The 19,976-nt window shown below is 51.0% G+C and carries 19 protein-coding genes, 1 tRNA gene and 1 other RNA gene; 11 read left to right on the top strand and 10 right to left on the bottom strand.

Annotation, left to right across the window (positions count from 1 at the left end; genetic code table 11):
* Positions 1-8: 8 nt before the first annotated feature.
* Positions 9-572, bottom strand: a complete 564-nt coding sequence (locus AC5E51_RS07580; protein WP_301376968.1) for a UPF0149 family protein — start codon at positions 570-572, stop codon at positions 9-11.
* Positions 573-740: 168 nt separating this feature from the next.
* Here AC5E51_RS07580 and AC5E51_RS07575 point away from each other — a divergent pair, with 168 nt between their 5' ends.
* The 4 genes from AC5E51_RS07575 to AC5E51_RS07560 all read left to right on the top strand — a co-directional run bounded on the left by AC5E51_RS07575 (position 741) and on the right by AC5E51_RS07560 (position 2,146).
* The gene (locus tag AC5E51_RS07575; protein ID WP_273089460.1) at positions 741-953 is read left to right on the top strand and encodes a TIGR02449 family protein; all 213 of its coding nucleotides are present in this window, start codon (positions 741-743) and stop codon (positions 951-953) included.
* Positions 946-1,260, top strand: a complete 315-nt coding sequence (locus AC5E51_RS07570; RefSeq protein ID WP_217693562.1) for a cell division protein ZapA — start codon at positions 946-948, stop codon at positions 1,258-1,260. The genes AC5E51_RS07575 and AC5E51_RS07570 overlap by 8 nt, the downstream gene beginning before the upstream one ends.
* Before the next feature lie 99 nt (positions 1,261-1,359).
* Positions 1,360-1,540, top strand: a non-coding RNA gene (gene ssrS, locus AC5E51_RS07565) — 6S RNA.
* 21 nt (positions 1,541-1,561) lie between these two features.
* A complete protein-coding gene (locus AC5E51_RS07560; RefSeq protein WP_301376972.1) occupies positions 1,562-2,146 on the top strand; it encodes a 5-formyltetrahydrofolate cyclo-ligase in 585 nt (194 codons plus the stop codon).
* 30 nt (positions 2,147-2,176) lie between these two features.
* On the opposite strand, the gene AC5E51_RS07555 is transcribed toward AC5E51_RS07560, so the two are convergent.
* Positions 2,177-2,302, bottom strand: coding sequence for a hypothetical protein (locus AC5E51_RS07555; protein ID WP_273089454.1), 126 nt, complete (start codon positions 2,300-2,302; stop codon positions 2,177-2,179).
* A 171-nt stretch (positions 2,303-2,473) separates the two neighbouring features.
* On the opposite strand from AC5E51_RS07555, the gene AC5E51_RS07550 reads away from it, so the two are divergent.
* Positions 2,474-2,929, top strand: a complete 456-nt coding sequence (locus tag AC5E51_RS07550) for an EVE domain-containing protein (RefSeq protein ID WP_301376973.1) — start codon at positions 2,474-2,476, stop codon at positions 2,927-2,929.
* Positions 2,930-3,077: 148 nt separating this feature from the next.
* On the opposite strand, the gene AC5E51_RS07545 is transcribed toward AC5E51_RS07550, so the two are convergent.
* The 3 genes from AC5E51_RS07545 to glnA all read right to left on the bottom strand — a co-directional run bounded on the left by AC5E51_RS07545 (position 3,078) and on the right by glnA (position 7,957).
* Positions 3,078-4,070 (bottom strand): alpha/beta hydrolase, encoded by a 993-nt coding sequence (locus AC5E51_RS07545; protein WP_301181150.1) that lies wholly within the window; start codon positions 4,068-4,070, stop codon positions 3,078-3,080.
* Between the two features lie 104 nt (positions 4,071-4,174).
* Positions 4,175-6,373, bottom strand: a complete 2,199-nt coding sequence (locus AC5E51_RS07540; protein ID WP_297531474.1) for an OsmC domain/YcaO domain-containing protein — start codon at positions 6,371-6,373, stop codon at positions 4,175-4,177.
* 177 nt (positions 6,374-6,550) lie between these two features.
* Positions 6,551-7,957, bottom strand: a complete 1,407-nt coding sequence (glnA, locus tag AC5E51_RS07535) for a glutamate--ammonia ligase (protein ID WP_297531472.1) — start codon at positions 7,955-7,957, stop codon at positions 6,551-6,553.
* Between the two features lie 458 nt (positions 7,958-8,415).
* Between glnA and typA the strand changes: the two genes are divergently transcribed.
* Complete coding sequence (gene typA, locus AC5E51_RS07530) at positions 8,416-10,230, top strand: translational GTPase TypA (protein ID WP_297531470.1); 1,815 nt, start codon at positions 8,416-8,418, stop codon at positions 10,228-10,230.
* Positions 10,231-10,471: 241 nt separating this feature from the next.
* Here the strand turns inward: typA and AC5E51_RS07525 are convergent, their stop codons facing one another.
* From AC5E51_RS07525 to AC5E51_RS07510, 4 genes are all read right to left on the bottom strand, one after another.
* Positions 10,472-11,734 carry a malic enzyme-like NAD(P)-binding protein gene (locus tag AC5E51_RS07525; protein ID WP_297531466.1) on the bottom strand — a complete coding sequence of 421 codons (1,263 nt, stop codon included), beginning with the start codon at positions 11,732-11,734 and terminating at the stop codon, positions 10,472-10,474.
* A 158-nt stretch (positions 11,735-11,892) separates the two neighbouring features.
* Positions 11,893-13,233, bottom strand: coding sequence for a HAMP domain-containing sensor histidine kinase (locus AC5E51_RS07520; RefSeq protein WP_076514267.1), 1,341 nt, complete (start codon positions 13,231-13,233; stop codon positions 11,893-11,895).
* 52 nt (positions 13,234-13,285) lie between these two features.
* Complete coding sequence (locus AC5E51_RS07515) at positions 13,286-13,978, bottom strand: response regulator (RefSeq protein ID WP_273091850.1); 693 nt, start codon at positions 13,976-13,978, stop codon at positions 13,286-13,288.
* A 128-nt stretch (positions 13,979-14,106) separates the two neighbouring features.
* Positions 14,107-15,126 (bottom strand): AI-2E family transporter, encoded by a 1,020-nt coding sequence (locus AC5E51_RS07510; RefSeq protein WP_301376790.1) that lies wholly within the window; start codon positions 15,124-15,126, stop codon positions 14,107-14,109.
* A 107-nt stretch (positions 15,127-15,233) separates the two neighbouring features.
* Here AC5E51_RS07510 and AC5E51_RS07505 point away from each other — a divergent pair.
* From AC5E51_RS07505 to AC5E51_RS07490, 4 genes are all read left to right on the top strand, one after another.
* Positions 15,234-15,318: transfer RNA gene (locus tag AC5E51_RS07505), tRNA-Leu, on the top strand.
* Between the two features lie 236 nt (positions 15,319-15,554).
* The gene (locus tag AC5E51_RS07500; RefSeq protein WP_301377237.1) at positions 15,555-16,934 is read left to right on the top strand and encodes a condensation domain-containing protein; all 1,380 of its coding nucleotides are present in this window, start codon (positions 15,555-15,557) and stop codon (positions 16,932-16,934) included.
* Between the two features lie 181 nt (positions 16,935-17,115).
* A complete protein-coding gene (locus tag AC5E51_RS07495) occupies positions 17,116-18,222 on the top strand; it encodes a hypothetical protein (RefSeq protein WP_301377236.1) in 1,107 nt (368 codons plus the stop codon).
* A gap of 61 nt (positions 18,223-18,283) precedes the next feature.
* The gene (locus AC5E51_RS07490) at positions 18,284-18,997 is read left to right on the top strand and encodes a RebB family R body protein (RefSeq protein ID WP_439849041.1); all 714 of its coding nucleotides are present in this window, start codon (positions 18,284-18,286) and stop codon (positions 18,995-18,997) included.
* A 154-nt stretch (positions 18,998-19,151) separates the two neighbouring features.
* On the opposite strand, the gene AC5E51_RS07485 is transcribed toward AC5E51_RS07490, so the two are convergent.
* Positions 19,152-19,574 carry a hypothetical protein gene (locus AC5E51_RS07485; RefSeq protein ID WP_076514270.1) on the bottom strand — a complete coding sequence of 141 codons (423 nt, stop codon included), beginning with the start codon at positions 19,572-19,574 and terminating at the stop codon, positions 19,152-19,154.
* A gap of 153 nt (positions 19,575-19,727) precedes the next feature.
* Between AC5E51_RS07485 and AC5E51_RS07480 the strand changes: the two genes are divergently transcribed.
* Positions 19,728-19,970, top strand: coding sequence for a CopG family ribbon-helix-helix protein (locus AC5E51_RS07480; RefSeq protein WP_273087009.1), 243 nt, complete (start codon positions 19,728-19,730; stop codon positions 19,968-19,970).
* The last annotated feature ends 6 nt before the right edge of the window (positions 19,971-19,976 follow it).

Raw genomic sequence — 19,976 nt, 5'->3', positions numbered from 1 at the left:
CTCGCGAATCAGTGCAGTGTTTTCTGGGTGGCGCCTGCAGGCGGCTGCGCTGGCTTGTTGTATGCGTAAAAGACCGTGAGCGCCGCAACACGAGCGTGCTCTGCCAGCTCGTTCAGCAGCTGCACATTTTCAGGGTCGTTCACATCATCAACCTGCGCCTGTGAGAAAGCGTCCAGGTCCTGCAGTACTTCCATCACGTCTTTATCAGGGCGCCCGGTAATTTTGCCCGAAGCCCCCAGGCCATCAAGGAAACCCTTGCTCCACTGTGCCAGGCATTCAACCTGCTCATCGACGTCCGCTTCTTCATCGTCGGGCAGCAGAACCTGATACGCCATATCTTCAGCGCCGAGGGTGTCGACAACGTCTGCGTAGAACCCAACAAGTAGGGGGCGCAGCCCTTCCGAAACCTCTTCAATCTCAAGGTAATCGGCAGCTTCCTGAAGCCAGTTGTCAGTCGTAAGGCGAGCACCTGCAGAGAGAAAACCCGTTAACCAGCCATGCAATGCCGACGGCGATTGAAAGCATTTATCGTCTTCCCACTGGTCGGCGAGTTCGGGATAATTCAGTGCCATAAGAACCTCAGAAACAGTTTATGGTCAGATTGTACCACTTGGGGCGACCTGAGTAAGAAGATGCGTCCCAAAACCGGGGCCGCACGTTGACCATTTGCCCGACTGCCTCTTATAGTACCCACTATCTGGCAGCCCTGTGCCCGACAATAAATAAGGTGACGGACCGCGATGCAAGAGGCCGAGATTCAAGCACTACTACAGAAGATCGAGAAACTGCTCGATATTCATGAAGATCTGCGCGAGCAGAATAAGGCCATGCGCAATGCCGAAGCCGCCTGGCAGGCAGAGCGTGCGAAGCTGATTCAGCAGAATGAAATCGCGCGCCGCAAAGTCTCTGAAATGATCACCCGCCTGCAGACTCTGGAGCGTAACAGTGGCTAAGACCCCAAATACCGTATCCCTGACTATCATGGAGCGCGAATATCGCATCAACTGCCCAGAAGGGGCTGAGAGCGAACTGCGCGAAGCTGCGAATTATCTGAACGACAAGATGCACGAAATCCGTGAAGCCAGTTCGAAAGCCGGCAAGGTTTTAGGCGCTGACCGTATCGCTGTCATTGCAGCCTTGAACATCACCCACCAGCTGCGCGAAGCAGAGAACGGCCAGGTGCAGGTTAACAGCGACATCGAGCGCCTGAACAAGCGTGTCGATGCCCTTCTCGAAGAAGACTCACAACTCGAGCTGTAAGCCTTTCGCTGCAGAAAAATAGTGTTTTTCTGCAGCACTTCACAAATTCTCACCTGGTTTTCCGTGACATTCGCCCCCCGCTCTTTGCTATACTTCATTTGCTCCCTGGAGTGCCTGGTCGGTAAAGACCTCGAGCCGATGCTTATTACCCAGGAGGGTTTCTCTCGTTGTTGTGAGCATGTCCGGCATGACCGGAAAGCCTGATTCGATGACCGAACCCCCCACCTTGAACCATAGGGTTCAAGGGCTTTATCCGACATAAGGGCGCACCAGGGAGCTTTTCTTTTCTGGAAGCCTCTCCGTGAACAAGCAAGAACTCCGTAAACTGATCCGCAAAAAGCGCCGTGCCCTGACACCTGCGCAACGTCATAAAGCTGGCCGTAGCCTGACCCGTAGCCTACACCACAGCACTCAGTACCTGAGCGCTAACCGGGTGGCTCTTTACCTGAGCAATGATGGTGAAATTGATCCACACTGGGCCATCGAAGATTTGTGGAACCGGGGAAAAGAAGTTTACCTGCCAGTACTGCACCCTCTGCGCAAAGGCTACCTGACATTTATACGGTACCAACCTGAGACGCCCATGCGTCGCAACCGGTTCGGTATATCAGAACCAGACTTCCGCCGGGGTACCCATGTACCAGCGCGCTTTCTCAGCATGGTTGGTCTGCCACTGGTTGCGTTTGATGAACGCGGCAATCGTCTGGGGATGGGCGGTGGCTTTTACGACCGCACGCTGGCATTTAGCCGTCGGCCAGGCCAGAAACCCGTCCTGATTGGTTGTGCGTACGCTTTTCAGGAGATCAGAATGCTGCCTGCCGAGTCATGGGACATCCCACTGCAGTTTATAGCAACAGAGAAAGGGATAACGTCCCTTTCGAATTAACCGAAACCCACAGATATCAGCCGCCGTTATTCAGCGGATACTCGCCTCTGAGGCAAGCACTGTCGGGTCGCGGCGCTCTTCAGCGGCGATACTGGTGACGGCAGAACCAATAATGGCGAGGAGTGAGAGAAATATAAGTACATCTGGCTTTCTCATTACTCAGTGTTCCCAATTTTAAGCTGTTATTCTTACTTGAGGAGTCATCGGCTATAACCCGTGCTCCCCATTATTTTTTATCATTGCGACCGAAAGTAGACGTTTATCGTCTTTAGCAACCAAAGGCGCATTTAGCCCTAAGCAATCAGCGAGCCAAGATAAGGCGCTATTATGAAATTCTGGTTACTCAAATCCGAGCCGGACGCATTCTCTTACAATGACCTGGAGAATGCCCTAAACAAGGGCACAGTATGGGATGGTGTGCGTAATTATCAAGCCCGCAATATCCTCAGAGACGACATAAACGTGGGCGATAAGGCTTTTTTTTACCATTCCAGCTGCAAAGAACCCGGAATTGTCGGAATCTGCGCCATCACTGAGACGGGTATCATTGACCCGAGTTCCCTTGACCCGGCATCAAAGTATTATGATCCAAAGTCGTCACCGGACAATCCACGCTGGATAACAATTAATGTCGTGGCTGATCGTGCCCTGAAGAGGGTCATCACGTTGAAAGAGCTGCGCCAGCATGAAGCACTGAGTGAAATGGTGTTACTGAATCGCGGACGGCTATCCGTGCAGCCCGTATCAGAAAGTGAGTGGGAATATATTCTGGGGTTGGAGTAACCGTTCGGGCTTACAACAACCTGGCTGAGAGTATTTTCTGGCCGTGTGCAGCATGGATGCTGCACCCGAGCCTACAGGGATGTATTTACGGCGAGGCAGAAAATACTCTCAGCCAGGTTGCTGTAACTGCGTCAGCGCCCCCTCGATACTAAGCCGCAGAAACCGGTGTATTCAGGGTCTGTTTTAAGCGCTCAGTTATCCGCTGATACATATCCGCCCGCTTATCCCGTGACTCGTTCACCAAGTGATGGCGGCCGTCTTCAAGAATAAACAACTCGCGAGCAGTAAACTTAGCTTCCAGCACCTTCATATTGTGGCGCCAGTCGACGGTGCCGTCGTTATCCCCTTGCACAACAAACAAATTCACATCGGTTGCAGGCTGAGCCTCGATAAAGCGCATCCAACGGATCAATGCACCTACCCACTGCACACTCAGATAGAGCGACTGGAGCGGATCTTGTGAGCGGACGAAATCGAGAAACTCTTCATCAGACGATGAATCGCCATGCTTACGCTTCATCTGTTTCATAAACAGACTTACTACAGGGTGAAAGATAATACCCTTGCGCCAGCCGACAGGACGCACCAGAGGTGCAAGCAGAATCACATCCTTGAACGGACAGTCGTTGACTGTGAAACCGCGTTTAAGCAGATAATTAATCAGGATGGCTCCGCCGGTGCTCTGGCCAAATGCCACCAGATTAGAAGCTGGCCCTTCATCCATGTTCTCAGTGACCTGATCCATCAACCCACTGAATACCGCATCGTATTCCTGAAAATCCCGAATCGTCGCCTGCTCACCGCTCGACAGTCCGTGCCCCGGCAAATCAAAGGCAATCACGTTTAACTGCTGACGCAGACAGTAATCAATCAGCGAACCGTACAGCCCAAGATGGTCATAGTAACCATGAATGATTACCGCCGTGCCACGTGCATTCGGGCACATCCAGCGTTGAACAACAATCTGAAATTCCGCGATATTGAGGTAACCCGCCTGATGAGAAAGGGCCTCGGCCGAATCTTCAAAATTTAGGTGGTAATGTGCGCTGTAGGCACTCAGCTCCGGGCCGGGATCGGCATCAGGCAGTAACCAGTCAAATTCTTTCAGCTCAGCGACAACTGATTCACGGCTCCAGCTCATAAGTGGCCTGATGATCCTGTTGAGTAGTTTAACTTTGAGATCAAGTATAGAGGGGGATTGCGGGGTTTAAAACGATGTTTTCATACCCCGCAGGTCGCGTGTTCTCAGCCCGTATGTACCGCACCACGTGCGGCGTGCAGTTTCCTGTAGCTTTCGACTAAGCGCAGGTGCTTATCCAGACCATCGAGGCGATTATTGGTTGGCGTCAGGCCATAGAAGCGAACAGTACCTGCGATAGAGCCCAACACTGCATCCATGCGCGCATTGCCAAACATGCGACGGAAGTTGTGTTCGTATTCACTGATGTCCATATCGTCAGCGAGTGTCACCTCAAGGGCGACATCCATTGCCTGATAGAAAAGGCCTCGCTCGACGGTATTGTCGTTATATTGGAGGAATGTTTCCGTAAACTCTTTCGCTTCTTCTAAACGTCCAAGTGCAAGACACAGCAGAAGCTTTAACTCCAGAATCGTCAGTTGGCCCCACACCGTATTTTCATCAAACTCAACGCCAATCAGGGTAATAATATCGGTGTAATTATCCAGCTCACTTTCTTCGAGACGTTCGAGTAAGGCATCAAGTTCGTCGTCAGAGCGCGAATGGATATTCAGAATATCGTCTCTGAAAAATAATGATTTATTGGTGTTATCCCAGATTAAATCTTCAACTGGATAGACCTCAGAAAAGTCGGGCACCAGAATACGAACAGCGGGCACGCCCAGTTCGGTATAGGTTGCCATATACGCCTCTTTTCCAAGATCTTTAAGCAGATCAAACAGTGCGCTCGACTCTTCTTTAGTTGAGAGAGTGCCGCCCGCGGTGAAATCCCAATCTACAAAATCAAAGTCAGCCTTATTGCTGAAAAAGCGCCAGGAAACGACACCCGTCGAATCAATAAAATGTTCGACGAAGTTATTTGGTTCGGTTACTGCCAGAGACTCGAATGTCGGCTTAGGTACATCGTTCATGCCTTCAAAGCTGCGGCCCTGCATCAGCTCAGTCACACAACGCTCCAGTGCCACTTCAAAATCCGGGTGAGCACCAAACGAGGCGAAGACACCGCCGGTTCTCGGGTTCATCAGGGTCACACACATCACCGGAAACTGACCACCCAGCGAAGCGTCTTTCACCAGAATAGGAAAGCCCTGCTCTTCGAGGCCCTTAACACCTTCTACGATATTCGGATAACGACTCAGAACCTCTTCAGGCACATCAGGCAGGGCCAGTTCGCCCTCCAGGATTTCGCGTTTTACAGCGCGCTCAAATATTTCAGACAAGCACTGAACCTGCGCCTCTTCGATGGTATTGCCTGCGCTCATACCATTACTGAGAAACAGGTTCTCAATCAGGTTAGATGGGAAATACACCGTCTCACCATCAGACTGACGAACATAGGGCAAAGAACACACTCCCCGTTCGATGTTGCCCGAGTTCGTATCGATTAAGTGAGAGCCACAAAGCTCACCATCCGGGTTATAAATTTCGAGACAGTATTCATCAAGAATACCTTCGGGCAACTCATCTGCCGGGCCGGGCTGGAACCATTTTTCGTTCGGATAATGCACGAACTCTGCATTAGCAATCTCCTCACCGAAGTACTGATCGTTGTAAAAGAAATTGCAGTTAAGACGCTCCATAAACTCGCCCAATGCGGATGCCAGCGCTGCATCTTTGGTCGCACCTTTACCATTGGTAAAGCACATCTGAGAATCCGCATCACGGATATTCAGCGACCACACATTCGGCACGATATTGCGCCATGATGTGACCTCAATTCGCATACCAAGATCCGCCAGCAGGCCCGTCATCTTCGCAATAGTCTGCTCCAGCGGGAGGTCCTTACCGGTAATGTGGGTACCTTCACCCGCCAGTTCAGGGACATCAAGCAGCGCCTGCGCATCATCATCGAGGTTCTCAACCACGTCGATCTGGAACTCAGGCCCCGTCTGAACCACCTTCTTTACCGTGCAACGATCGATCGAACGGATAATGCCGGTTCGGTCCTTGTCAGAAATATCTTCTGGCAGCTCAACGTCGATTTTGAAGATCTGGTTATAGCGGTTTTCTGGGTCAACGATATTGTTCTGGGAAAGGCGGATATTCTCAGTGGGGATATCGCGGGCGTTGCAGTACACCTTTACAAAGTAGGCCGCACAGAGCGCCGACGATGCCAGAAAGTAATCAAATGGTCCGGGCGCTGAGCCATCGCCTTTATAACGGATCGGCTGATCAGCGATTACGCTGAAGTCATCGAACTTGGCTTCGAGTCGGAGGTTGTCGAGGAAGTTGACCTTGATCTGCATGGTGGCGCACCGGAAAAGAGTATCTGTGCGCCATTATCCAGTTTTGGGAAGCGATGTCGCCTTAGTCTCTTCTCGGGGATAAGATCCCCTCCTACAAACACCCGCGAAATCGTATTTTCTACAGGCACAAAAAAGGGCCGCCGAAGCGACCCTCTTTCAACTCAGATAATCCGAAGATTACACAGAGTAGTACATGTCGAACTCTACTGGGTGAGTAGTGTGTTCTACACGGTGAACTTCTTCCATCTTCAGCTCGATGTAAGCTTCGATCATGTCTTCGGTGAACACGCCACCAGCAGTCAGGAAGTCTTTATCAGCTTCGAGGCTTTCCAGAGCTTCACGCAGTGAGCCACAAACCTGTGGAATCTGAGCAGCTTCTTCAGCTGGCAGGTCGTACAGGTCTTTGTCAGCTGCATCGCCAGGGTGGATCTTGTTCTTAACACCGTCCAGGCCAGCCATCAGCATAGCTGCGAACGCCAGGTATGGGTTAGCCGTTGGATCTGGGAAGCGAGCTTCAATACGCTTACCTTTAGGGCTTGCAACGTATGGGATACGGATAGAAGCAGAGCGGTTACGGGCAGAGTATGCCAGCATTACTGGAGCTTCAAAGCCTGGGATCAGACGCTTGTAAGAGTTAGTAGACGGGTTGGTAAACGCGTTCAGTGCTTTAGCGTGCTTGATGATACCGCCGATGTAGAACAGGGCAGTTTCAGACAGGCCAGCATAGCCGTCACCAGCGAACATGTTTTCGCCGTCTTTCCAGAAAGACTGGTGTACGTGCATACCAGAACCGTTATCGCCAACAACTGGCTTAGGCATGAAGGTAGCAGTTTTGCCGTAAGCAGCTGCAACGTTGTGTACAACGTACTTCAGCATCTGAACTTCGTCAGCTTTCTTAACCAGAGTGTTGAACTTAACGCCGATTTCGTTCTGACCAGCGTTTGCCACTTCGTGGTGGTGTACTTCTACGTCCTGACCGATTGCGATCAGTGTGTTACACATAGCAGCACGGATGTCGTGCAGGCTATCAACTGGTGGTACTGGGAAGTAACCGCCTTTAACACGTGGACGGTGGCCCAGGTTGCCGCCTTCTACTTTAGAAGCAGTTGCCCATGCGCCTTCGTCAGAGTTGATTTTGTAGAAGTTGCCCTGCATGTCAGAGCCCCAGGTTACGTCATCAAAGATGAAGAATTCTGGCTCTGGACCGAAGAATGCAGTGTCACCAAGACCAGTAGACTGCAGGTAAGCTTCAGCGCGCTTAGCAACAGAACGTGGGTCACGCTCGTAACCTTGCATAGTTGAAGGCTCGATGATGTCACAACGCAGGATCAGAGTAGCGTCTTCAGTGAACGGATCCATGTACGCAGTTTCGTCATCTGGCATCAGGATCATGTCAGATTCGTTGATGCCCTTCCAACCAGAAATAGAAGAACCATCGAACATCTGGCCAGTTTCGAAGAATTCTTCGTCAACATAAGAAGCCGGAATAGTAACGTGCTGTTCTTTACCCTTGGTGTCAGTGAAGCGCAGGTCTACCCACGTCACTTCATTCTCTTTGATCAGGTTCAGAGTGTTCTCTGACATTGTCTTTCTCCAGATGCTGGTTCTATTAAGTTCGGGGCTCGCCCCGGATTCCATGCTCACTGTTAGAGCAAGTAGTGTGCCATTTTGGACATCACTGCAAACCCACTACTTACGGGCTAGACCGGAATGTCGCACACTCTGAATGCACCTCTATGAATCACACATCTGGCAATGTGCACTATTTTGATGCAATTATTTCCTTCCATCGGTGTGCGATTTCAGGCCCGCACAGTATATGTTCACAGCCCCCCTGCCGTATATGCTCTTTGGTGCAAATCCACGCCTTTTTTATCCTGCCTTCTGGCGTACCGAAACCTCTTGTGTATTACTGCGACACGGCATGAAAGAAATATCCCAGCTGTAATGTGTTTCAGGTATACTCCGCGCTCAAATTTTAACCTGCTCCTGACTCTGCTGACGCAGTGCCATCAGGGCTCACAATTCTGAAGGCTACTGTTGTGATTGAGAATCTCAGAAACATCGCCATCATCGCCCACGTTGACCACGGTAAAACTACTCTGGTCGACAAGCTCTTAGAGCAGTCCGGTACTCTGGACCGCAATCAGGGCGGTGAGCGCGTGATGGACTCCAACGATCAGGAGAAAGAACGCGGTATTACCATTCTGGCGAAGAACACCGCCATTAAATGGAACGACTACCGTATTAACATCGTCGACACCCCTGGACACGCCGACTTCGGTGGCGAAGTAGAACGTGTTATGTCGATGGTTGACTCAGTGTGTCTGCTGGTAGACGCGGTTGATGGCCCTATGCCTCAGACCCGTTTCGTAACTCAGAAAGCATTCGAGCGCGGCCTGCGTCCTATCGTTGTTATCAACAAAATTGACCGTCCGGGTGCACGTCCTGACTGGGTAATGGACGAAATCTTCGACCTGTTCGACCGCCTCGGCGCGACCGAAGAACAGCTCGATTTCCCTGTGATTTACGCTTCCGCCCTGAACGGTATTGCTGGCGATGATCCTGAGAACATGGCTGACGACATGACGCCACTGTTCCAGATGATCGTTGACCACGTTGAAGCTCCAAAAGTTGAGCTCGATGGCCCGTTCCAGATGCAGGTTTCTGCACTCGACTACGACAGCTTCGTGGGCGTTATCGGTGTTGGCCGCATCACTCGCGGTAAGCTGAAGCCGGGTACTGACATCCAGCTGATCACTGCGGAAGGCAACACCCGCAAAGGTCGCATCCAGCAGGTAAAAGGCTTCCACGGCCTGAACCGTGTCGACGTTGATGAAGCTGCGGCCGGTGACATCGTTTGTATCTCGGGTATCGACGGCCTGAACATTTCTGACACCCTGTGTGCTGTCGGCAATGTTGAAGCTCTTCCGCCACTGACGGTTGATGAGCCTACCGTAAGCATGACCTTCCAGGTGAACGACTCGCCATTTGCTGGTAAAGAAGGTAAGTACGTTACCTCGCGTAATATTAAAGACCGTCTTGAACAGGAACTGATCCACAACGTGGCTCTGCGTGTTGAAGAAGGTGACAGCCCGGAGAAATTCAAAGTCTCTGGCCGTGGTGAACTGCACCTGTCGGTACTGATTGAAACCATGCGTCGCGAAGGCTTCGAAATGGCCATCGGTAAGCCGGAAGTGGTTCAGAAAGAAGTCGACGGTGAGCTGCAGGAGCCATACGAGCAGGTTGTTATCGACATCGAAGACGAGCACCAGGGTTCCATTATGGAAGAAATGGGCAACCGTCGCGCTGAAATGACCAACATGGTTCCTGATGGCAAAGGCCGTACGCGTCTTGAGTTCATCATGCCAGCACGTGGTCTGATCGGTTTCCGTAACCAGTTCCTGACCATGACGTCCGGTTCAGGCATCCTGACCAACGTGTTTGACCATTACGGTCCGGTTCAGACCGGTCTGGGCTCTACCCGCCACAACGGCGTACTGGTTTCTATGGTTGCTGGTAAGGTTCTGGGTTATGCCCTCTTCACTCTGCAGGAACGTGGTCGTCTGTTCGTATCACCAGCGACTGAAGTGTACGAAGGCATGATCGTGGGTCTGCACAGCCGTGATAATGACCTCGTGGTTAACCCAACCAAAGCAAAGCAGCTGACCAACGTCCGTGCATCCGGTACCGATGAAGCGATCAACCTGACACCACCAGTGAAACACACCCTGGAGCAGGCACTGGAATTCATCGAAGACGACGAACTGGTAGAGGTGACTCCTACCAGCATCCGTCTGCGTAAGAAACTGCTGACCGAAAACGAACGTAAGCGCGCCAAGCCTAAGAAGAGCTGATAGCAACGACGTTTGAATAAAAAAGCCCGGCCGAGAAATCTGCCGGGCTTTTTATTTGCTATCTGGTAGCGATTTATTTGGGATAAGAAATACGCGCGACCAGAATGACGTCTATCTCGCGCAAGCTTCGCGTTGCGCTCCTACAGTATTCCAGCCCCTGCCCGGCTGTGCTGAACAGGCGGGAGTCAGACACAAAAAAGGCCGCGAATAGCGGCCTTTTTATTACTCACTGAAATTCAGATCAGATGTCTGAAATAGACTTCAGTGGGTAGTTTGCTGGCAGTGGGCCATCAGCCGCACCAGTATCAATCGCAGCCTGTGCAACTGCAGTCGACACAACACCCAGCAGACGGCTATCAACCGCTTTAGGGATGATGTACTCAGGGCCGAATTCCAGAGAATCCAGACCGTATGCATCCAGAACTTCCTGAGTCACTGGCTCTTTCGCCAGACCCGCCAGCGCTTTAGCAGCAGCCAGCTTCATTTCTTCGTTGATGCGACGAGCACGTACGTCCAGAGCACCACGGAAGATGAATGGGAAGCCAAGTACGTTGTTTACCTGGTTCGGGAAGTCAGAACGACCCGTCGCCATGATGGCGTCGTCACGTGCTGCTGCTACTTCTTCAGGCATAATTTCTGGGACAGGGTTCGCACAAGCGAAGATGATTGGGTTAGCCGCCATCGTCTTGATCTGCTCACCAGTCACCATGTTAGGACCAGACAGACCGAGGAAGATGTCAGAACCGTTCAGAGCGTCGTCAACAGTGCGCTTGTCAGTGTCGATAGCGAAGCCAGCTTTGTACTGGTTCAGGTCGTCACGGCCAGAGTGAATCACGCCTTTACGGTCACACATAAAGATGTTTTCTGGCTTCATGCCTGCCAGGATCAGCAGCTTGGAGCAAGAGATTGCTGCCGCGCCTGCACCCAGTACAGTCATTTTAACGTCAGCGATGTCTTTACCAACGATTTCCAGAGCGTTCAGTACACCAGCAACCGTTACGATCGCAGTACCGTGCTGGTCGTCATGGAATACAGGGATTTCACACTGCTCGATCAGAGTACGTTCGATTTCAAAGCACTCAGGGGCTTTGATGTCTTCGAGGTTGATACCACCGAAAGTATTAGCAATACGACGAACTGTATCGATGAAGGCCTGTGGGCTTTCAGATTCAACTTCAATGTCGATTGAATCTACACCGGCAAAACGCTTGAACAGCAGGCTCTTACCTTCCATAACTGGCTTAGACGCCAACGGGCCGAGGTTACCCAGACCAAGAATGGCAGAACCGTCAGTGATTACTGCAACCAGGTTGCCTTTGGCGGTATAGCGGTAAGCGTTTTCAGGATCAGCAGCGATTTCTTTCACAGGCTCAGCCACACCCGGGCTGTATGCCAATGACAGGTCGCGTGAGGTTTGTGCTGGCGTGGTCAGCTCAACGCTGATCTTACCCGGCTTTGGAAACTCGTGGTAATCCAATGCCGCTTGTTTGAAATCTTCTGACATAGTCGGTGTCCAGTTTCGTCGCTGTTTGTGTAATTTCGCCTCTTACACCGCTTCTTCCGGAGGTGCTGGGGCAAAAGGGCCGTATTTAATACCAAAAACAGCTGGGAAACTCCAGAAGAAAAGGGGGAATCTGGATGATTTATGAACATTTCATGATGTCAGGCGGATTTTTTATCAGATACCGGCATAGAAAGCGTTACCCGCAGGCCCGGCGACTGGTTTTCGGCGACTACTGTGCCATTGTGTAGCTCGGTGATGCGACTCACCAGAGCAAGGCCGATACCATAGCCACCAGAGGCGTGATCACGGGCAGAGTCCACCTGCGCAAACGCATCGAAAATACGTGACAACTCTTCTTCCGGAACACCGGGGCCAGAATCACGCACGGACAAAGCCACGACTCCGCTGCGCTCGTGACAGCGGATGACTAACTCACCTCCTTCAGGCGAGAAACGGATGGCGTTGCGCAGAATATTATCGAAGGCCCGCTCAACCAGCAGCCAGTCCCAGTCAGCCTTGATGGGTTTTGAATCGATGTCACAGCGGATGCTCAGCTTATGGTCGTTACTCTCGATTTCAGCATCATCCAGCCACTCCTGTAAGCGCTCCTGCACAATGTCTTCTTCGCGCAGCAACTCTGCCTGATCCTGTTGTTGCAGACGTGCCAGATCAAGCATTTGACCGATCAGGTTATCTACCTGACCGACAGCGCGTTCAATACGATCATGCTCTGCGATCAATTTACTGCCTTCGTCTTTTTTGCGGGCAATCGCTAAAGCAATCTGAAGGCGGGTTAGTGGCGAGCGGAGTTCATGTGATACATCGCGAAGCAATTGCTGATGACTATGCAGCAGGCGCTGCAAAGCATCCGCCATATCGATGACTTCCTGTGTCAGTGCACCGATTTCGTCGTGGCGTCGATAAGTCTTACTGAGGGCAGACATATCAAAATCGCCTTTCGCCAGACGTTTCACAGCGCCTTGCAGGCGTCGGACCGGACGTGTCATGGACCAGGCCAGTAGCGAACACATAAGTGTAACTACCAGAACCACAGTCACGGGGATCAACCAGCGGTTCTCGTCTTCGAGCACGCCCTGCCAGCCACTCCGTGCAACAGCGACATAAAGGTAATTACCGCGACTCACAGGGCCGATCATCTGCCAGCCGTCGTCCTGCCCCCAGAGGATCTGAGAACGCTCTGCCGCTTCGTCGGCGAACTCTTCAATGTCGTGTGGAAGCTGACTGATGTTATCGAGGGGGGTGATGACCAGGTTCCAGCCCGGCCGCAAACGGCGCCAAAAGCGACGCTCTTCAGCAAGAATCGGACGCTGAGTTTCTACAATGGTGCGCAACAAGCGGATTTCCTGCGTGTTGGCTTCGCGGTAGTAGTCATCTTCCAGCCAGACGATGACACCAATCGCCACCGTCATGGAGAAAAACACCATCAACCAGAACCAGAGGAAGATGCGCAGAAACAGAGAGCGGTACCAGCGCACCATCAGCGGCTCACCACTACCCAGAGAGTAATAAAGCTAGTCAGCAAAACAGACCTTACACCCGCACCAGCATGTAGCCACGGCTGCGGACGGTCTTGATCCAATCTGAATCGTCGTCACGCTTACCGAGTTTTTTACGCAGGTTACTGACGTGCATATCAATCGAGCGGTCGTAGGCCATCAGTTGGCGACCCAGTGCCGCCATCGACAGACTATCTTTATCCACAAGATCCCCGACGTTTTCCATCAGGCACTGCAGCACACCGAATTCTGCGCCCGTCAGGGGCAGTTCTTCGCCACTGCGCGTGGCAGTGCGGGTCGCTGGATTCAGCTCAAGCTCACCAACCTTAAGCTCATTTGAGGTCGATTCAGGCTCTTCCGCTGACATTTCGATACGACGGAACAGCGCTTTGATACGCGCCATCAGCTCGTGGTGGTGGTAAGGCTTGGGAATATAGTCATCGGCACCGTGTTCGAGCCCCAGAACACGATCAACGCTTTCGCCACGGGCAGTCAGCATAATGACCGGAATAGAAGACTTCTGGCGCAGCTCACGCAGAACTTCAAAACCATTTTTCTTGGGCAACATTACGTCGAGCAGCACCAGGCTGTAATCACCCGACAGCGCCTGCTGTAAGCCAGTTTCACCATCGTGCACTGCAGTCAGTTCGAACCCTTCCATCGAAAGGTATTCCTTGAGCAGTTCACCGAGCTCAACATCATCATCAATCAACAGTACAGATTTCATAGCTTACCCTTAATCTTTACATTCAGAGTAACCCCGCGCTGTAACTGCGCCCACACGGTTTTACCCTTATTTACGCTTACCGATTTACGCTGACTGATCGGCCTTGGCTATATACTCTGATCGCCCGGTCACTGATCCAGCAAAGTGGCGACCCAGCGAGTGCGATCGTTAACCTCGAACGCGATCTTCACAACCATGGTGAGCGGAATAGACAACAGCATACCTACCGGGCCAAGCACCCATCCCCAGAACACCAGAGATAAGAACACTACCAGAGTCGAGAGACCTAACGTCCGCCCCATCATCTTGGGTTCAACGATGTTGCCAAAGAAAGTATTGGCAATAACGTATACAAGCGCCGTCAGCGCGGCTTCACCAACACTCAGTTGAATCAGCGCCACCAGCACAGCTGGCACCGCCGCAATAATAGAGCCGATATTCGGGATGTAGTTCAGGAGAAATGCGACCAACGCCCACATAGCAGCGTAATCAACACCAATAACCCAGAGCGCGATACCAATACTGGCCCCCGTCATTAAGCTCACAAGAGTCTTAATCACCAGGTACTTCTGAACCAGCTGAGAGAAACGGGCAAAGTGCTGAACCGCCTGAGTTTTGTCACCCAAGGCTTTTCTCAGTTTTGCCGGGAAGCCCGCCGCCTCCAGCAGAATAAAGATCACCGTAAAAAGGATCAGGAAGGTATTCGCTAAAACGCCGCCCAGGCCATTGAAAACGTTGGCGACCATTTTCATTACGGCGCCCGGATTAACGTACTCTCGTAGCACATTATCAGAGACGTCCACACCGTTGGCCTGCAACCAGGCAACCGACTGATCGACTAGCGCCTGCAACTTACTCTCGTACAGTGGCATATCCTGGTAGAACGCATTAATCGTTCGACCAACAAAGGTGGCCAGAATCGTCCCGAACAGCAGAAATCCCACAAGAATCAGAATCACAGCGACGATTTCGGGTACGCGGTGATGCGTCAGCCAGCGCATCACGGGAGCACTCAGAATCGCAATGAAGATCGACAACAAAAACGGGATCAGAATACTCGCAGCGCTTTTAACACCCGCGATCACAATCACAAAAGCAGCAGCTACGAGCAGAATATTGGTGTTCAGGCGGGTATCGCTTGGGTTCATAGAGAACTTCCTGTTGTCAGATGCCAGTACGATACCGCAGACACCAGAACGCGCCAAGATAGGCTTGCAATAACCGCAATAATCAGTAGAATCGCCACCTCTTCTTTGCGGAAGTGGTGAAATTGGTAGACACGCCAGATTTAGGTTCTGGTGCCGTAAGGTGTGAGAGTTCGAGTCTCTCCTTCCGCACCACTTACTCTCTCTGAGTAGGTGATTTTCAATAGTAACTCCACGCAGTACCCGTCTCGCTTTCCTTAGCTGGCCTATTCACGCCAATCGACAGACATCAGCAGCACAAGCCATTCGTTACGGTAGCAAGCCTCTTTAAACCGCAGTATTGTTAAAGAAAAAATCTCTCACCGATTCCAAAGCGCATGCAGTGCCTGGCAAGACGATCAGGGGTGCACGTCACCAAAAGGAGTTTGATCATGCAAACCGACAGCAAATACCTCAAGCTGAACAAATCTGAATTTCTCTATCTGGTCGTCGAGGACCTTGCACCCTCCGTCTCACAGATGATTACGCTGAGGCTTGCGACGGTGCACTCTGAGGAGGAAATCCGATCCGCCTTCAGGCACATAATGGATCTCTATCCGAAACTCAGAACAATTGTAGAACCGACGCTTTTCTCGCAGCGCCTGAAAGTTATCTCTGATGAAATTCATATCAACGCTTTATTCGATGACGCCTTCAAGATAAAGAGAGATCTTCCTTTTGATTCACAGGCTTTCAAGGATTACCAGAATGAGTTTCTCAACGAGTCATTCACTCTTCAGCAGGCACTGCCGATTAAAATCCGCTTCCTGCCCGAAGAAAACATCCTGCTGATATCAGTTCACCACATGACCTGTGACGGTGTTGGCTGGATTAATATGGTCTCGTCATTGATGGCGCACCTGAATGGCAAAGAAACCATAGCGCAAGCCCTTGAAGACCCATCAATGGTGCCGGGCGTATTCCAGAAACCCTACATCACCGCACCCATCCAGGTATTTAAGTCCTGGAAATTACTCTCAGCCGAAAATAAAAAAACGGCTCACGACAAAATCATCAGCCCGGCAGAAACAAAAACAGACTTTATCGGCTCTGTTTCTATGAAGCACCGGTACCTCCAGAATGAACTGGCCGACCTGAAGCCGAAAGCCAAATCAATGGGCTACAGCCTTAATATTTACTTCCTCACTGCGCTTGCACGAAGTTTCTTTGAGCGATACGGCGAAGAGCACGGCGATACTGTATCCATCCGCCTCTCATACGATCTGCGCACTTATTTCGAAAAAGATGCGCCTGTATTTGGTAATTACGTTACTACTTCCATACTCAGGGCGTACCGTAAAGATATGGAATCCCCGCAGCGCATGATGGAAAACCTGCAAAGCCAACTCACTACCGCAATCGACAGACTGAAGCACAAAAAGCTTTCTTACCCCTGGCTTCTTGATAAAGCATTCACTCTCGTCGGTAAGAAGCTTTACTCTCTGGGGATATTGGCAGGCAAAAGAAAAGGAACGATCCCAGTACCGACCATCCATTTTTCTACGGTTGGTAGTCTCGACTTTCTGAACAAAGCCGGCGAAGCAGCGAGGGTAAAAGATGTTATCGCTACAGTGCCGACCTTCGGGATGTTTATGACGCTCTGCAACATTGATGGCGTTTTCAATGTGAACCTGTCATACCCCTCGGCTGAATTTTCCGATGACAAAATGGAAAGCTTTATTGGCGAATTCGACCAGGAGCTGGGAAGTCTTGCGTCCATGGAGTCTGGGACAGTAACTGAAACTACTGAGCGGGAAGCAACAACCGCCTGAACGGTGAAGTAACGCTTACAATTCGCAAGCACTCACTAACCTCCTGCATTGCAATCACCGCTGTGCAGGAGAATATTCCCAAACAGTCATATCATTCCTGCCAAGTGTCCCAAGATGCCATCTGAAATTTGTCTCTATCTGTCTCATAATGTCGTCATAGAACAAAGATAAGCAGGGGATCATGATGATACGCAAAGGCACGCCAGCCGGCCGCATTGGCCTTGGAATAGCAACCACAGTTCTTGGGGCAGCACTGCCTCTCAGTAGTCACGCTCTCGATAAACAGTTTGTCGCCTACAAACAAACCCAGGTCACACCGTTTGGCGACGAGGACTCAGTCGTCTTCCCTGGCGACAGTGTTACCTTCGACTCAACCACCTTTACCGAGCTGACCTACTCCAGCCCAACCAGTAAAAAGTTCTCCGTAGAGGTATCTGCACTACTTGATGCCGACAAGGAGATCGATCAGTTGAAAGCGATATTCAACTGGGGCGGGATCATGCTGGTGACTAGCCAGGGCTCGATCAAAGGGCGCTTTTCAGAAACTGACGAAGCAAGATTTCCCGGTAATCAGGACCCTGATGAATTGTTTCAGACACTCCTCCCGGAAGATCCCGAATTCGACGGTAAGTCTCAGTTTCTTGCCGTGGGTGTCCAGCGCTACGGCGACCGCTACGTCGGTATTGGTTACGAGAAAAGCGTATTTCCTGTCCTCCTCGATGTAGACACAAATCAGAATCCCGAATTTGGCTTTAACTCCCGTACCGGCGAATTTGAAAGATACAACGAAGAAGGTAACTATCCGTATCAGGCGATTGATGCTGAGGGCACCATTGAAACGATTGGCCTATGGCTTCGGGTTGATTCACTCAAAAACAGTTTCGATCAAGTAGCAAGCACGGGAAAGCGGGACATAGGCCTGTTCCTGGATCTTGATATCCTTATGGGGTTCTCAACCTACACACCCGGTGATCAAGTAGAAATAGACTACGAAATCGCGACGGAGCAAGTTGCCGCAGACACAGGCAATCCTGGTGAGGGCACGGCACTGAACGTATCCGGAGCCTCTTCACTGTTTTCAATAAGTAGTACTTATGGTGTTGGCTTTCAAGCCGTCGCTCCCGTTGCCGACTACATCATTGGTGCCAGCCTTGGTGTCGAAGGCACTCTCAACACCTACACCTTCGAGTCCGACTACGATATCGGCCCGGGTGTTGAAGCAGAGTACGGATCTGAGAGTTTTTTCGCCACCTACGGGATATTCTTCCGTGTAGCTGGCGCATTCTGACTTTACTCTGAAACAGAGATCGCTTTACTGTGGGGTTAACCGTCTTTAAAGGATTAACCCCATGGCCTTCCCTACCGCAGTTAATGATCAGATCACTGATTCCATCACCCAAAGCAATGTAAAAGTTCTGGCCGACGCCCCTGCAATGGCCATGGGGAATTTGTATCAGGCGACCGCTCAGGCGCTTTCAAACGCAGCGCATAATGCCACTAGCGCCCAGCAGCAGGCAGGAATCATCGCACAAGCCGCACTGACCCAGGGCATATCGACGCTGTATAGCATCGACACGGCAAGTACCGCGGCTCAATTCAAAAAGACCAACCCTACAGAAGAGAAAGCAACATCGCCGGTTAATGCCAGCAACGCGTCTAAAGAAGTACCACTGGCGCAGAGGAGCACGGATAAGAATACCCTCAGCGACAGCGCTCAGAGCGCTGAGATAGAAAACGTAGCTGAGCAACAGATCGAGGCTCTGAAAACACAGTCAGAAGAAGCGCAGCAAAACATCAAAGAAAACCTGAATAAAACCATCGAAGAAGCCGTGAAATTCGCACTCGAATGTAATTTGGGCTCAGCCGACCGTTTTAACCATGCCGTGCGTGAAGTCATGGGTGCCTTCATAAGCTCACTGCAGGCAATCGCAGAGAGTGAACACAAAAGCGCGATGAATACGGTAAAAATGGCAGCAACAATTCAGACCCTGCAAGCGATGCTGGTGTTTCCTGATAAGCATGAGCAGTACGCGAAAATACTGGAGACTGTGCAGGGGCTGTAGCTCCTGCATCACTCATATAGATGGAAGTAGCACCACGCTATATCATTCGCACTTCTTGGGTAAATACCCGCGACTGATAGGAATCTCAAATCAGCGAACTCTGCAACAACCATCAACCGTGACTATTGCTATGGTCGCCCACTTCATAATCAGGTCAAGCAGGCTTCTTTATGTACCAACGCTTGTACAAAACCAGGCTTAAAACGACAACCGGCAGAATAAATGGCAGAAAAATAGTTGAGTTCTCCAGATCAATATCTTCCTTAAAGACTACTTTAAATTGCAGGGTGGAGACTGTTGCCGTGGATAAAAGTGCAGCCAGAAAATGTTTTTTGAACTCAGAAAGCTTTAGCCTCTGAAGAAGAAAATAGAAAACACACCAGAAGAAGGGGCCGCTGAATCCAAATAAGACGAGACCAAAAACCCAAATCATACCGGCGACACCAAGAGCGGGTAATAAATCCGCCAATTCACCGTCGTCGTACCAAACAATTAGTGAAAATAAGCCGCTCAACAACAAAGCAAAAGAAGTTAACGCGGTCAGCACCGACACGAATACTCTTATAAACAATTCCATTTCAACAATCCTTTGACGCCTGGGAAGTTCTCACGCTGGTGCCCATGTTTTTCCTATTACCCACAAGAGTCAACCTGCATGGCGAACTATCCACTTCCGATCAAACCGTGCTACATTGTGTACACTTGAACACAGCATAGTGAGGCGTGCCCTATGTCCACAACCATGACTATACGGCTAGAACCTGAGCTCAAAGAACGGCTGGATAAGCTAGCAACTGCTACACATCGCTCTAAATCGTTTCTGGCGAGCGAGGCATTGCGTGAGTTCGTTGAGCTGAATGAATGGCAGATTCAGGAAACTCTCGATGCCCTCACGGAGGCGGATGCTGGTGACTTTGCTTCAGAAACCGAGGTGACAGACGCGCTTAGCAAATGGCAGACGCCAAAGAAGTGACCCCAT

This window comes from Thalassolituus sp. (genome assembly GCF_984348125.1).
Note: the sequence above shows the minus strand (reverse complement) of the source record. Positions and strands in the feature narration are given on the sequence as shown.

What these genes read in the sequence shown, in the direction of transcription:
- AC5E51_RS07575 (WP_273089460.1), top strand. Translation starts at nt 741, where the DNA reads ATGCAAGAGGCCGAGATTCAAGCACTACTACAGAAGATCGAGAAACTG.
- AC5E51_RS07520 (WP_076514267.1), bottom strand. Translation starts at nt 13,233, where the DNA reads ATGGTGCGCTGGTACCGCTCTCTGTTTCTGCGCATCTTCCTCTGGTTC.
- AC5E51_RS07510 (WP_301376790.1), bottom strand. Translation starts at nt 15,126, where the DNA reads ATGAACCCAAGCGATACCCGCCTGAACACCAATATTCTGCTCGTAGCT.
- AC5E51_RS07555 (WP_273089454.1), bottom strand. Translation starts at nt 2,302, where the DNA reads ATGAGAAAGCCAGATGTACTTATATTTCTCTCACTCCTCGCCATTATT.
- AC5E51_RS07550 (WP_301376973.1), top strand. Translation starts at nt 2,474, where the DNA reads ATGAAATTCTGGTTACTCAAATCCGAGCCGGACGCATTCTCTTACAAT.
- AC5E51_RS07545 (WP_301181150.1), bottom strand. Translation starts at nt 4,070, where the DNA reads ATGAGCTGGAGCCGTGAATCAGTTGTCGCTGAGCTGAAAGAATTTGAC.
- AC5E51_RS07480 (WP_273087009.1), top strand. Translation starts at nt 19,728, where the DNA reads ATGTCCACAACCATGACTATACGGCTAGAACCTGAGCTCAAAGAACGG.
- AC5E51_RS07580 (WP_301376968.1), bottom strand. Translation starts at nt 572, where the DNA reads ATGGCACTGAATTATCCCGAACTCGCCGACCAGTGGGAAGACGATAAA.
- AC5E51_RS07540 (WP_297531474.1), bottom strand. Translation starts at nt 6,373, where the DNA reads ATGCAGATCAAGGTCAACTTCCTCGACAACCTCCGACTCGAAGCCAAG.
- AC5E51_RS07485 (WP_076514270.1), bottom strand. Translation starts at nt 19,574, where the DNA reads ATGGAATTGTTTATAAGAGTATTCGTGTCGGTGCTGACCGCGTTAACT.
- AC5E51_RS07500 (WP_301377237.1), top strand. Translation starts at nt 15,555, where the DNA reads ATGCAAACCGACAGCAAATACCTCAAGCTGAACAAATCTGAATTTCTC.
- AC5E51_RS07495 (WP_301377236.1), top strand. Translation starts at nt 17,116, where the DNA reads ATGATGATACGCAAAGGCACGCCAGCCGGCCGCATTGGCCTTGGAATA.
- AC5E51_RS07525 (WP_297531466.1), bottom strand. Translation starts at nt 11,734, where the DNA reads ATGTCAGAAGATTTCAAACAAGCGGCATTGGATTACCACGAGTTTCCA.
- glnA (WP_297531472.1), bottom strand. Translation starts at nt 7,957, where the DNA reads ATGTCAGAGAACACTCTGAACCTGATCAAAGAGAATGAAGTGACGTGG.
- AC5E51_RS07490 (WP_439849041.1), top strand. Translation starts at nt 18,284, where the DNA reads ATGGCCTTCCCTACCGCAGTTAATGATCAGATCACTGATTCCATCACC.
- AC5E51_RS07515 (WP_273091850.1), bottom strand. Translation starts at nt 13,978, where the DNA reads ATGAAATCTGTACTGTTGATTGATGATGATGTTGAGCTCGGTGAACTG.